Source organism: Streptomyces sp. NPDC002734, from assembly GCF_040295685.1.
Classification (GTDB): domain Bacteria; phylum Actinomycetota; class Actinomycetes; order Streptomycetales; family Streptomycetaceae; genus Streptomyces.
The window spans coordinates 40,547-52,767 of sequence record NZ_JBEOVU010000045.1; the positions used below are offsets into that span (position 1 = coordinate 40,547).

General features: G+C 72.2%; 12 protein-coding genes. 1 reads left to right on the plus strand and 11 read right to left on the minus strand.

Annotation, left to right across the window (positions count from 1 at the left end; genetic code table 11):
* Positions 1-158: 158 nt before the first annotated feature.
* The 10 genes from ABT026_RS29370 to ABT026_RS29415 form a co-directional block, all read right to left on the minus strand.
* Positions 159-494 carry an RNA polymerase-binding protein RbpA gene (locus tag ABT026_RS29370; RefSeq protein WP_128377828.1) on the minus strand — a complete coding sequence of 112 codons (336 nt, stop codon included), beginning with the start codon at positions 492-494 and terminating at the stop codon, positions 159-161.
* Positions 495-763: 269 nt separating this feature from the next.
* On the minus strand, positions 764-1,003 hold the full coding sequence (gene secG, locus ABT026_RS29375) for a preprotein translocase subunit SecG (RefSeq protein ID WP_351118229.1): 240 nt from the start codon (positions 1,001-1,003) through the stop codon (positions 764-766).
* A gap of 178 nt (positions 1,004-1,181) precedes the next feature.
* A complete protein-coding gene (gene tpiA, locus ABT026_RS29380; protein WP_351118215.1) occupies positions 1,182-1,958 on the minus strand; it encodes a triose-phosphate isomerase in 777 nt (258 codons plus the stop codon).
* A gap of 4 nt (positions 1,959-1,962) precedes the next feature.
* Positions 1,963-3,174: a phosphoglycerate kinase gene (locus ABT026_RS29385; protein WP_351118217.1), complete on the minus strand. Its 1,212-nt coding sequence runs from the start codon at positions 3,172-3,174 to the stop codon at positions 1,963-1,965.
* A gap of 132 nt (positions 3,175-3,306) precedes the next feature.
* Positions 3,307-4,314 carry a type I glyceraldehyde-3-phosphate dehydrogenase gene (gap, locus tag ABT026_RS29390; RefSeq protein ID WP_351118218.1) on the minus strand — a complete coding sequence of 336 codons (1,008 nt, stop codon included), beginning with the start codon at positions 4,312-4,314 and terminating at the stop codon, positions 3,307-3,309.
* Between the two features lie 250 nt (positions 4,315-4,564).
* On the minus strand, positions 4,565-5,554 hold the full coding sequence (whiA, locus tag ABT026_RS29395) for a DNA-binding protein WhiA (protein ID WP_351118219.1): 990 nt from the start codon (positions 5,552-5,554) through the stop codon (positions 4,565-4,567).
* Complete coding sequence (locus ABT026_RS29400; RefSeq protein WP_351118220.1) at positions 5,545-6,633, minus strand: gluconeogenesis factor YvcK family protein; 1,089 nt, start codon at positions 6,631-6,633, stop codon at positions 5,545-5,547. The genes whiA and ABT026_RS29400 overlap by 10 nt, the downstream gene beginning before the upstream one ends.
* Positions 6,630-7,586 carry an RNase adapter RapZ gene (gene rapZ, locus ABT026_RS29405; protein ID WP_351118221.1) on the minus strand — a complete coding sequence of 319 codons (957 nt, stop codon included), beginning with the start codon at positions 7,584-7,586 and terminating at the stop codon, positions 6,630-6,632. The genes ABT026_RS29400 and rapZ overlap by 4 nt, the downstream gene beginning before the upstream one ends.
* The gene (gene uvrC / locus ABT026_RS29410) at positions 7,583-9,865 is read right to left on the minus strand and encodes an excinuclease ABC subunit UvrC (RefSeq protein WP_351118222.1); all 2,283 of its coding nucleotides are present in this window, start codon (positions 9,863-9,865) and stop codon (positions 7,583-7,585) included. The genes rapZ and uvrC overlap by 4 nt, the downstream gene beginning before the upstream one ends.
* Before the next feature lie 26 nt (positions 9,866-9,891).
* Positions 9,892-10,317: a Rieske (2Fe-2S) protein gene (locus ABT026_RS29415; RefSeq protein WP_351118223.1), complete on the minus strand. Its 426-nt coding sequence runs from the start codon at positions 10,315-10,317 to the stop codon at positions 9,892-9,894.
* Positions 10,318-10,489: 172 nt separating this feature from the next.
* Between ABT026_RS29415 and ABT026_RS29420 the strand changes: the two genes are divergently transcribed.
* On the plus strand, positions 10,490-11,398 hold the full coding sequence (locus ABT026_RS29420; protein WP_351118224.1) for a carbohydrate kinase family protein: 909 nt from the start codon (positions 10,490-10,492) through the stop codon (positions 11,396-11,398).
* 24 nt (positions 11,399-11,422) lie between these two features.
* Here the strand turns inward: ABT026_RS29420 and ABT026_RS29425 are convergent, their stop codons facing one another.
* A complete protein-coding gene (locus ABT026_RS29425) occupies positions 11,423-11,896 on the minus strand; it encodes a cupin domain-containing protein (RefSeq protein ID WP_351118225.1) in 474 nt (157 codons plus the stop codon).
* Positions 11,897-12,221 lie beyond the last annotated feature (325 nt).

Genomic DNA, 12,221 nt, shown 5'->3' on the forward strand with positions numbered 1-12,221 from the left:
AGCGGCCTCTGCCAACCTAGTTGATCAGTCCCGACATGGCGCGTTTGTCCACAGGCCGAAATCACCGACGGCCGTGCCGGCGGACCGCCGCGCCCGGGCCCGCGCGGGCATGACGCAACGGCCGGACGCCCGTTCGGCGTCCGGCCGTTGACGGCGGATCAGATCTCGCCGCGCAGCTTGGCCAGCGCCTCGGCGAGGATCGCCTCGCCGTCGGCGTCGCTGCGCCGCTCCCGCACGTAGGCGAGATGGGTCTTGTACGGCTCGGTGCGGGGCGGGTCCGGCGGGTTGTCCCGGTCCTGGCCCGCCGGGAAGCCGCAGCGCGGGCAGTCCCAGTTGTCGGGGACCTGCGCGTCACTCGCGAAACTCGGCTGGGTCTCGTGCCCGTTGGAGCACCAGAAGGAGACGCGCAGCCGCGGCGCGGACTCGCCGCGCTCGGCCTCGCCCATCGGCCCCGCCCCGACCCGACTTCCTCGGATCGCGTTGCCACTTGCCACGGTCGTAACTCCCTGCGTGATGGTGCCGCGAAGCTTCTCGGCGCAGCGCTTCGCCGCGAGCGCCCTCAGTAGGCCCGGTCAGTCTACGTAAGGCCCAACGCGCGTCCAGTGGCGGGAGTTGCGGGCCCCCGAACGGACGCAGGCCCCATGATAGGCGGCCTCCGGGGAGGCGCACCCGTCATGGGGCCTTGCGCGGGGAGTGGATCGGGATCGTGGGCCGCCGCCCTTCGCCTTTCGGCCGACGACGGTCGATCGGCGTCGGTTTCCGGTCAGCCGCCGACCGAGGGCGACTTCGTGATGATGGCGAGGACCACGATGCAGACGAACCACAGCAGGCCGACGACCACGGTGATGCGGTCCAGGTTGCGCTCGGCGACGGACGAACCGCCGACCGAGGACTGCATACCGCCACCGAACATGTCGGACAGGCCGCCGCCCTTGCCCTTGTGCATCAGCACCAGCAGCATCATCAGCAAGCTGAAGACGATCAGGGCGATCTGGAACCCCATAACCACGGCTGGACCAACTTCCTCGGAATCGGATGGACGACGCGCGGCCCGGCGCCCCTGACGACCTCGCCCGCCGCACGCGGCACGCTGGTCAGGACACCGGACCCCGCAAGGGTACGACGGATCCTCCCCGCCGCCTACTCGCTACCGGCGGGCATCACCCACCGGTCACGGCCGGTCACTGGTCGCGGAACCGGACGATCTTCACGAACTCGTCCACGTCCAGCGAGGCGCCGCCGATGAGCGCGCCGTCGATGTCCGGCTTGGACATGATCTCGGCGACGTTGCCGGACTTCACCGAGCCGCCGTACTGGATGCGGATCTTGTCGGCGATGTCCTGGGAGTACAGCTCGGCGAGCTTCTCGCGGATCGCCCCGCAGACCTCCTGGGCGTCGTCGGCGCCGCAGACCTGGCCGGTACCGATCGCCCAGACCGGCTCGTAGGCGACCACGACGGTCTCGGCCTGCTCGGCCGGGACGTCCTTGAGGCCGCCGGCGACCTGCGCGAGCGTGTGCTCGACGTGGCGGCCGGCCTGGCGGACCTCGAGCTCCTCGCCCACGCACAGGATCGGCGTGAGCTCGTGCTTGAAGGCGGCCTTGACCTTGGCGTTGACGATCTCGTCGGTCTCGGCGTGGTACTGGCGGCGCTCGGAGTGGCCGACCGCCACGAAGGAGCACTTGAGCTTGGCCAGCATCGCGCCGGAGATCTCGCCGGTGTAGGCGCCGGAGTCGTGCGCGGAGATGTCCTGGGCGCCGTACTTGACCTTGAGCTTGTCGCCGTCGACCAGCGTCTGCACGGAACGCAGGTCCGTGAACGGCGGCAGCACGGCGACCTCGACGGCCTCGTAGTCCTTCTCCGCCAGGGCGAACGCGAGCTTCTGGACGTGGGCGATGGCCTCGAGGTGGTTGAGGTTCATCTTCCAGTTGCCCGCCATCAGCGGCGTACGGGTGGTCATCGGGTCAGTCCTCCAGTGCGGCGAGGCCGGGGAGCGTCTTGCCCTCGAGGTATTCGAGGGAGGCGCCGCCGCCGGTCGAGATGTGGCCGAAAGCGTTCTCGTCGAAGCCAAGCGTACGGACCGCCGCGGCGGAGTCTCCGCCGCCCACCACGGTGAAGCCCTTGGACTCGGTGAGGGCCTGCGCGACGGCGCGGGTGCCCTGGGCGAAGTCGGGGTGTTCGAAGACGCCCATGGGGCCGTTCCAGAACACGGTGGCGGCGTCGGCGAGCTTCTCGGCGTAGAGCTCGCCGCTGCGCGGGCCGATGTCCATGCCCGCCTGGTCGGCCGGCATGGCGTCGGCGTCGACGGTGTCGGGGTTCGCCGGGGCCTTGGTCTTCAGGTCCGGGAACTGCGGGGTGACGAGGGCGTCGACCGGCAGGACGATCTCCACGCCGCTCTTCTCGGCGCGCTCCATGTACTCGGTGACGGTGCCGAGCTGGTCCTCCTGCAGGAGGGAGGTGCCGACCTCGTACCCCTTGGCCTTGAGGAAGGTGAAGGCCATGCCGCCGCCGATGAGGATGCGGTCGGCCTTGCCCAGCAGCCGGTCGATCACGGCGAGCTTGTCGGAGACCTTGGCGCCGCCGAGGACCACCGCGTAGGGGCGGGCGACGTCGTCGGTGAGCCGCTCGAGGACCTTGACCTCGGCGGCGATCAGGTAGCCGGCGTAGTGCGGCAGGCGGGCCGGCAGGTCGTACACCGACGCGTGCTTGCGGTGCACCGCGCCGAAACCGTCGCCGACGTAGACGTCCGCGAGGGCGGCGAGGCTGTCGGCGAACCCGCCGCGCTCGGCGTCGTCCTTGGAGGTCTCGCCCGCGTTGAAGCGCAGGTTCTCGATCACGGCGACCTGACCCGCCTCGAGCCCGTTCACGGTCTCCTGGGCGGAGGGGCCGACGGTGTCCTCGGCGAAGGCCACCGGGGCGCCGAGCAGTTCGCCCAGGCGGTCGGCGGCGGGCCGCAGGGTGAAGGCGGGGTCCGGGGCGCCCTTGGGGCGGCCCAGGTGCGAGGCGACGACCACCTTGGCGCCGGCCTCGGCGAGCGCCTTCACGGTCGGCAGGACGGCCCGGATGCGCCCGTCGTCGGTGATCCGGCCCTCCGCCAGCGGCACGTTGAGGTCGGCGCGGACGAACACGCGCCTGCCGTCCACTCCTTCGGCGAGCAGTTCGTCGATCGTCTTCATACAGGGACTCCTCGGTGACTGAGCTGAATCGACTGAGCTGATTCAGACATGGAGCAGGGCCCGGACGGCGCCTCGCTGCGCCGTCCAAGCCCTGTCTTCACATCGGTGGAACTGTACGTTGTGGCTCGAGGCTCAGAGCTGGTTGCCCACGAAGACCGTCAGGTCGACGAGGCGGTGGGAGTAGCCCCACTCGTTGTCGTACCAGCCGATGACCTTCACGGACTTGCCCTCCTGGACCATCGTCAGGGAGGAGTCGAAGGTGCAGGACGCCGGCTGGGAGACGATGTCGGAGGAGACGATCGGGTCCTCGGTGTAGACCAGGATGCCCTTGAGGGGGCCCTCGGCGGCCTTCTGGAAGACCGCGTTGACCTCTTCCTTGGTGGTCTCGCGGGAGAGCTCCACGACCAGGTCGGTGACCGAGCCGGTGGGAACCGGGACGCGCATGGCCATGCCGTCCAGCTTGCCCTTGAGCTGCGGGAGGACCAGGGCGGTCGCCTTCGCCGCGCCCGTGGTCGTCGGAATGATGTTGACCGCCGCGGCCCGGGCCCGGCGCAGGTCCGAGTGCGGGAAGTCCAGGATGCGCTGGTCGTTGGTGTACGCGTGCACCGTCGTCATCAGGCCCTTGACGATGCCGAAGTTCTCGTCCAGGACCTTCGCCATCGGCGCCACACAGTTGGTGGTGCAGGAGGCGTTGGAGATGACGTGGTGGTTCTCCGGGTCGTACTGGTTCTCGTTGACGCCCATCACCACGGTGAGGTCCTCGCCCTTGGCGGGCGCGGAGATCAGCACCTTCTTGGCGCCGCCGGCGAGGTGCTGGGCCGCGGCCTCGCGCTTGGTGAAGATGCCGGTCGACTCGATGACGATGTCGACGCCGAGCTCGCCCCAGGGGATGTCCGCCGGGTTGCGCTCGGAGAGCACCTTGACGGTCTTCCCGCCGACGGTGATCGAGTCCTCGGTGTGGGTGACCTCCTCGGCCAGGCGACCCAGGACGGTGTCGTACTTCAGCAGGTGTGCGGTGGTCGCGGTGTCACCAAGGTCGTTGACAGCCACGACTTCGACATCCGCACCCTGGTCGAGCAGAGCCCGGAAGTAGTTGCGACCGATGCGGCCGAAGCCGTTGATGCCTACGCGGATCGTCACGAACCCATCTCCTTGTTGTGCGCCGGTACGGCAAAGCCGCCGCCCGGCGAGTTGCATGAGTTGTCCCCGACCGCCTCCGACCCTACCGCTCGTGAGGCCCGGAAGTGACATTGAGATGACCCATACCCGGCAGGCCCTTCCTTACCCGCCGGTAGCCGGACGGAACACGCTCTTCCGTGCACCCTCGCGCACACATGACGACGGGGGCGCGGTCCGATTCCGCGCCCCCGTACAGCCCTTTGAATATGCGTCAACCAGCGAGGTTGTCCGCCAGTTCCTCGGACAGACCAGCCTCCGTGCCAGGGATTCCGAGGTCCGAGGCGCGCTTGTCCGCCATGGCGAGCAGGCGCCGGATCCGGCCGGCCACCGCGTCCTTGGTGAGCGGCGGGTCGGCGAGCGCGCCCAGCTCCTCCAGGGAGGCCTGCTTGTGGTCCATCCGCAGCCGCCCGGCCGCCGCGAGATGCTCGGGAACCTCGTCGCCCAGGATCTCCAGCGCGCGCTGCACGCGGGCGCCGGCGGCCACCGCGGCGCGGGCCGAGCGGCGCAGGTTGGCGTCGTCGAAGTTGGCCAGCCGGTTGGCGGTGGCCCGGACCTCGCGGCGCATCCGCCGCTCCTCCCAGGCGAGCACCGACTCGTGCGCCCCGAGTCGCGTCAACAGCGCGCCGATGGCATCACCGTCACGGACGACGACGCGGTCCACGCCGCGCACCTCGCGGGCCTTGGCGGCGATGGACAGCCGCCGGGCCGCGCCGACCAGGGCGAGGGCCGCCTCGGGGCCGGGGCAGGTCACCTCCAGCGAGGAGGAGCGGCCGGGCTCGGTCAGCGAACCGTGGGCCAGGAAGGCCCCCCGCCAGGCAGCCTCGGCGTCGCAGGTGGCGCCGGAGACGACCTGCGGCGGCAGGCCGCGGATCGGGCGGCCGCGGCCGTCGACCAGGCCGGTCTGCCGCGCCAGCTGGTCACCGCCCGCGACCACCCGCACCACGAACCGGGAACCGCGGCGCAGGCCGCCGGGCGCCATGACGATCAGCTCGGAGCTGTGGCCGAAGATCTCCAGGATGTCGCGCTTGAGGCGCCGGGCCGCCATGGCGGTGTCCAGCTCGGCCTCGATCACGATCCGCCCGCTGACCAGGTGGAGGCCTCCGGCGAAGCGCAGCAGGGCGGAGACCTCCGCCTTTCTGCAGCACGTCCTGGTGACGGGAAGCCGTGAGATCTCGTCCTTCACAGCCGGCGTCATCGCCATGGGCCGATCCTTCCATGCATCCGAAAAATACGGTCGTACGCGGCTGCCAGCAGCTCCGGGTCGTGCCGGGGGGTTCCGTCGGTCCGGGCCACGGGGGCCAGCTCGACCGCCGCGCCGACCCGCTTGGCGGCCGCGGCGAGCGCTTCGCGGTCCGGTACGGCGGCCTCGTCGGCCAGCACCACGTCCAGGGCGAGTTTAGGGGCGTGTCGTGCCAAAACCTCCACATGACGCTGCGGGGAGAAGCCCTCGGTTTCTCCGGGCTGCGGCGCGAGGTTCAGCGAGAGCACCCGGCGCGCGCGGGTCCGGGTGAGCGCGTCGAGCAGTTCGGGCACCAGCAGGTGCGGCATCACCGAGGAGAACCAGGACCCCGGTCCGAGGACCACCCAGTCGGCGTCCAGCACCGCCTCGACGGCCTCCGGGACGGCCGGCGGGTCGTGCGGCACCAGGTGGACGGACTGCACCTCACCGGGGGTGAGGGCCACCGTGGCCTGGCCGCGGACGGTGTCCACGTCCTCCGGGCGCGCCGGGTCGTGGCCCTTCACCAGGGCCTGCAGCTCCAGCGGCACCGCGGACATCGGCAGCACCCGGCCGTCCGCGCCGAGCAGCCGGCCCACCAGGTCCAGCGCCTGCACGTGATCGCCCAGCTGTTCCCACAGGGCCACGATCAGCAGGTTGCCGACGGCGTGGCCGTGCAGGTCGCCCTCGGTCTGGAAGCGGTGCTGGATGACGCGGGCCCAGGTCTGGCCCCAGTCGTCGTCGCCGCAGAGCGCGGCCAGCGCCTTGCGGAGGTCGCCGGGCGGCAGCACGCCCAGTTCCTGGCGCAGGCGGCCGCTGGAGCCGCCGTCGTCGGCGACGGTGACCACGGCGGTGAGGTCGCCGGTGATCCGGCGCAGTGCCGCCAGCGAGGCGGACAGGCCCATGCCGCCGCCCAGGGCGACGACCTTGGGCGGGGCGCCCCTGCGTCGGGGGCGGGCCCCCCGGGCCTCCGTGGCGGCGCGGCCGGCCGTCCTGCCCTCCTTGCGGAAGGCGGGGACGGCGCTGCGGCGCAGGCTGGTCAGCCGCGGGGTGTGGCGTCTCATTCGCGTCCCATGTCCCGGTGGACGACCACCGTCTCGACACCGTCGGCGACCAGGCGCTTGGCGAGCTTCTCGGACATGGCGACCGAGCGGTGCTTGCCGCCGGTGCAGCCAACCGCGACGGTCACGTAGCGCTTGCCCTCGCGGCGGTAGCCGGCCGCGATCATGTGCAGCAGTTCGGTGTACCGGTCGAGGAACTCCTTGGCGCCGGGCTGGGAGAAGACATAGGCGGCCACCTCCTCGTTGAGGCCGGTGTACGCGCGCAGCTCGGGCACCCAGTGCGGGTTCGGCAGGAAGCGCATGTCGACGACGAGGTCGGCGTCGACCGGCAGGCCGTACTTGAAGCCGAACGACATGACGGTGGCCCGCAGCTCCGGCTCCTCCTCGCCGGCGAACTGGGCGTCCATCTTGGCGCGCAGCTGGTGCACGTTGAGGCCGGAGGTGTCGATCACCAGATCGGCGTCGCCGCGCAGCTCGCGCAGGAGTTCGCGCTCGGCGGCGATGCCGTCGACGATGCGGCCGTCGCCCTGGAGCGGGTGCGGGCGGCGCACCGACTCGAAGCGGCGCACCAGCGCGTCGTCGGAGGACTCCAGGAACACGAAGCGCCGCTTGACCTGGCGGGCGTCGAGCTCGGCGAGGGACTCGCGGAGGTTGTCGAAGAAGCGGCGGCCGCGGACGTCGACGACCACGGCGATGCGGGCGACGTTGCCCTGGCTGCGGGCGCCGAGCTCCACCATGGTGGGGATCAGGGCGGGCGGCAGGTTGTCGACGACGAACCAGCCGAGGTCCTCGAGGCACTTGGCCGCGGTGGAGCGGCCGGCCCCGGACATGCCGGAGATGATCACCAGTTCGGGGGTGGCCGTGTCGACCGCCGCCGGGGTGCTCTCGGGTCCCGTCGTCACCTGTGCCGCTCCGTCGTCCGTACCGGCCGGTTGCCCCGGCTGTTGCTGCGTCATGCGTGCTGCCCCCGTCTCTCGTCCTTGCCGTCCGGCGACCCCTCGGGGCCACCGTCGCGCGCCTTCCCGGCCGCGTCCTCGCTCACGCCTTGATCATCGCCGCCCGGGTGGTCGTCCCGGCCGGCGTCGTGTTCCTCGGCAGGGTGGCCCGCCGGCGGTTCGTGCCGCGGGACCGCGCCGGCGGGCGCCGCCGGTGCGGTCTGCGGGGTTCCGCCGCCGGGCGCCGTCGGCTCGTGCTCCGGGAGTTCCGTCACCTCGGGCGCGGAGCGCGGCGCGGGGGCCGGGCGGGGCGCGGGCGGTGGCGGGGTGTCGTCCAGGATCTCACCGGTGGCCGTGTTGACGGCGGGACCGCCCGGCACCGCGGCTGCCAGCGCCGCGGCCACCGTCTCCGCCGTCTTGCGGCCTATCCCCGGCACCTCCTGGATCTGCTCGATCGTCGCGGCGCGCAGCCGCTTGACCGACCCGAAGTGCTTGAGCAGCGCCTGCTTGCGCGTCTCACCGAGGCCCGTCACCGCGTCCAGCGGCCCGGACCGCAGGCGCTTGGCCCGCTTGCCGCGCTGGTAGGTGATGGCGAACCGGTGCGCCTCGTCCCGCACCCGCTGGAGCAGGTACAGGCCCTCGCTGGAGCGCGGGAGGACCAGCGGGTCCTCCTCGTCGGGGAGCCACACCTCCTCCAGCCGCTTGGCGAGTCCGCAGACGGCCACGTCGTCGATGCCCAGCTCGTCCAGCGCCCGCCGCGCCGCCGCGACCTGCGGACGCCCGCCGTCGACCACCACCAGCTGCGGCGGGTACGCGAAGCGCCGCGGCCGGCCGTCCTCCTCGGTCACGGAGGCGGTGACCTCGCCGCCGACCGCGCCCTCGGCCCACTCGCCGGTGCGCTCCTTCTCGGCCAGGTAGCGCCGGAACCGGCGGAAGATGACCTCGTGCATGGAGCGGACGTCGTCCTGCCCCTCGAAGCCCTTGATCTCGAAGCGCCGGTACTCGCTCTTGCGCTGCAGGCCGTCCTCGAAGACGACCATGGACGCGACCACGTCCTCGCCCTGGAGGTGGGAGATGTCGTAGCACTCGATGCGCAGCGGCGCGCTGTCCAGCCCGAGCGCCTCGGCGATCTCCTCCAGGGCCCGGGAGCGGGTGGTCAGGTCGGAGGCGCGCTTGGTCTTGTGCAGCACGAGCGCCTGCTGGGCGTTGCGCGTCACCGTCTCCATCAGCGCCTTCTTGTCGCCCCGCTGCGGCACCCGCAGCGAGGTGTGGGAGCCGCGGCGCTCGGCCAGCCAGTCCTGCACCGGCTCCAGCGGCTCGGGCAGGGCGGTGACCAGCACCTCGCGGGGGACGGCGTCGCCGGCCTCCTCGCCGTACAGCTGCTGGAGGGCGTGTTCGACGAGGTCGCCGGTGGTGACGGCCTCCACCTTGTCGGTGACCCAGCCGCGCTGGCCGCGGATCCGGCCGCCGCGGACGTGGAAGATCTGGACGGCGGCCTCCAGCTCGTCCTCGGCGACGGCCACCAGGTCGGCGTCGGTGGCGTCGGCGAGCACCACCGCGCTCTTCTCCATGGCCTTGCGCAGCGCGCCGATGTCGTCGCGCAGCCGGGCGGCGCGCTCGTACTCCATGTCCTCGGCGGCGATCGTCATCTGCTGTTCGAGGCGGCGGACGTAGGTGCCGGTGCGGCCGCCCATGAAGTCGCAGAACTCCTCGGCGAGGTCCCGGTGGTCCTCGGGGGAGATCCGGCCGACGCAGGGCGCCGAGCACTTGTCGATGTAGCCGAGCAGGCAGGGCCGCCCGGTGCGGGCGGCGTTCTTGTAGACGCCGGCGGAGCAGGTGCGGACCGGGAAGACGCGCAGCAGCAGGTCCACGGTGTCGCGGATCGCCCAGGCGTGGCCGTACGGGCCGAAGTAGCGCACGCCCTTCTTCTTGGCGCCGCGCATGACCTGGACGCGCGGGATCTCCTCGTTCATCGTCACCGCGAGGTAGGGGTAGCTCTTGTCGTCGCGGTACTTGACGTTGAACCGGGGGTCGAACTCCTTGATCCAGGTGTACTCCAGCTGGAGCGCCTCGACCTCGGTGGAGACCACCGTCCATTCCACGGACGAGGCCGTGGTGACCATGGACCGGGTCCGGGGGTGCAGGTTGGCGAGGTCCTGGAAGTAGCTGGACAGCCGCTGGCGCAGACTCTTCGCCTTGCCGACGTAGATCACCCGGCGGTGCTCGTCGCGGAAGCGGTACACCCCGGGGGTGTCCGGAATCTCCCCCGGCCGGGGGCGGTAGCTGGAGGGGTCGGCCATGACCCCAACCCTACTGGGGGGCAGTGTCAGGACGCCTGGGCCGTGACGATCTTGCCGTTCTCGACCTTCACGGGCACTTCGGTGAGCGGAACCGTCGCCGGCGGGTTGACCACCTGACCGTTTTCGGCGTCGAACTGGCTGCCGTGGCAGCCGCAGGTGATCGTGGTGCCGTCCAGCTTGGTCATCACGCAGCCGGCGTGGGTGCAGACGGTGCTCCAGGCCTTGAGCGCGCCGTCGTCGCCGCGGCTGACCACGACCTTCTGCTTCGCGAAGAGCTTGGTGCCGCCCTTGGGGACGTCGCTGTCCGCGCCGAGCTCGACGCCGGGCTCCACGGCGCCGCCGGAGGAGTCGTTGCCCGCGCCGCCGCAGGCCACCAGTCCCAGGCCGGCGACGGGGGTGAGCGCGGCGCCGCGCAGGACGGTACGTCGGCGGATGTCGTCGCTGCCGGACATGCGGGGGCTCCCCTGGTCTGCGTGGAGTTCGAACAGGCCAGACGATACCGGGGGCCCCGTGGTGTGCGAGCGTGGGGCCGTGCCCCCGTCGGCGGGAGTGGTGACCCCGTCGGCCCTCGCCGACGGTGCCGTGCCGTGCCCCGTGTCGTCCCCTCCGCAGAAGGAGCCGCCCGTGTTCGTCGTCGCCGGTGAGGCCCTGATCGACCTGGTGCCCCAGGAGCGGGGGCCGCTCTCCTTGCTGCGCCCGGCGCCCGGCGGCGGCCCGTACAACACCGCGGTGGCCCTGGGGCGGCTGGGCGCCGAGGTGGCGTTCTGTTCGCGCGTCTCCACGGACGGCTACGGGGAGGCGCTGCTGGACGGGCTGCGGGCGTCGGGGGTGGACACCGGGCCGGTGCAGCGGGGGCCGGAGCCGACCACGCTGGCGGCGGCCCTGCTGGACGACTCCGGGTCCGCCTCGTACGCGTTCTACGTCGAGGGCACCGCGGACCGGTTGTTCCAGGTGCCCGGGCGGCTGCCGGAGGGGACCCGGGCGGTGTCCTTCGGGACCTGCTCGCTGGTGCTGGAGCCGGGGGCGACCGCCTACGAGCAGCTGCTGCGGAGCTCGGCGGCCGAGGGCCTGTTCACCGTCCTCGACCCGAACATCCGGGCCGGGCTGATCCCCTCCCCCGCCGCGTACCGGGAACGGTTCCGTTCCTGGCTCCCGGCGGTCACGCTGCTGAAGCTGTCCGAGGAGGACGCCGGCTGGCTGGGCGGCACGCCGCGCGAGTGGGCGGCGGCGGGACCGCGGGCCGTGGTCCTGACCCGTGGCGCGGCGGGACTCACGGTGGTCACGGCGGCCGGACTGGAGGTGTCGGCCCCCGCCCCGCGGGTCGAGGTGGCCGACACCATCGGCGCGGGCGACACCGTCACGGCGGCACTGCTGCACGGACTGGCGCTGCGGGACGCCCTCTCCCCCGCCGCCCTCGCCGCCCTCACCTCTGACGACTGGCACGGCCTTCTGACCCTGGCCGCCCGGGCCGCCGCCCTCACCTGCACCCGCCCGGGGGCCCAGCCGCCGACGGCCGCCGAGCTGGGCCTGTGAGGGCGGCTCGCTCAGGGCTCCCCCTCAGGCCAGGCTCTCGGCCGGCTTGGTCATCGGCCCGCCCGCGTCACCGGTGTTGAGCGTTCCGGCCGGCTCGACCAGGAGGATCGCGGTCTCCTCGTGGGCCACCGGGCAGTGCTCCACACCACGCGGGACGACGAACAGCTCCCCGGGTCCCAGCACCACGTCGCCGTCGCGGAGCTGGATCGTGAGCCGCCCCGCGACGACCAGGAACAGCTCGTCGGTGTTCTCATGGGTGTGCCAAACGAACTCCCCCTTCAGCTTGGCGACCTTGACCTCGTAGTCGTTGAGCACGGCGATGCGCTTCTGCGACCACAGCTCGCCGAACTGCGACAGCTTCTCGGCGATGTTCACGGCGGCGGGCTCGGGGGCGGCGGGCTCGGAGGCGGCGCGCGCGGGGGCGGCGGGCTCAGTGACGGCGGGCGCGGGGGCGGTGGGCTCAGTAGTGGTGGACGCGGGGGCGGTGGACTCGGGCATCCGGATCCTCTCGGGCTGTGCGGACTCTGCGGGCCGGCGAAGCCGGAGCGGCGATGGCCCTCGTCGGCCGCTCCGTCCGGCGTTCCGAGCCTGCCGCTTCCGCGCGGCTCCGGTCTTGTACGTTCCTGGCACGACCGCGGCCCCCGCTCCGGGTGGGAGCGGGGGCCGCGGTCGTGCAGGGGACGCGGGGACTGACGGGGGTGAGCCCCGGATTCACTGCTGGAGCAGTGAGAACGACCTTGCCGGTGTCCACCGTCTCGTAGCCGCCGGACCGGCCGACGACCGTCATCAACACGATCACGGCAAGGACGGCCAGCCCGATCCA

Coding starts and splice junctions, on each gene's coding strand:
- tpiA (WP_351118215.1), bottom strand. CDS start 1,958: ATGACCACCCGTACGCCGCTGATGGCGGGCAACTGGAAGATGAACCTC.
- rapZ (WP_351118221.1), bottom strand. CDS start 7,586: ATGACGCAGCAACAGCCGGGGCAACCGGCCGGTACGGACGACGGAGCG.
- ABT026_RS29415 (WP_351118223.1), bottom strand. CDS start 10,317: ATGTCCGGCAGCGACGACATCCGCCGACGTACCGTCCTGCGCGGCGCC.
- ABT026_RS29425 (WP_351118225.1), bottom strand. CDS start 11,896: ATGCCCGAGTCCACCGCCCCCGCGTCCACCACTACTGAGCCCACCGCC.
- secG (WP_351118229.1), bottom strand. CDS start 1,003: ATGGGGTTCCAGATCGCCCTGATCGTCTTCAGCTTGCTGATGATGCTG.
- uvrC (WP_351118222.1), bottom strand. CDS start 9,865: ATGGCCGACCCCTCCAGCTACCGCCCCCGGCCGGGGGAGATTCCGGAC.
- ABT026_RS29400 (WP_351118220.1), bottom strand. CDS start 6,633: ATGAGACGCCACACCCCGCGGCTGACCAGCCTGCGCCGCAGCGCCGTC.
- whiA (WP_351118219.1), bottom strand. CDS start 5,554: ATGGCGATGACGCCGGCTGTGAAGGACGAGATCTCACGGCTTCCCGTC.
- ABT026_RS29385 (WP_351118217.1), bottom strand. CDS start 3,174: ATGAAGACGATCGACGAACTGCTCGCCGAAGGAGTGGACGGCAGGCGC.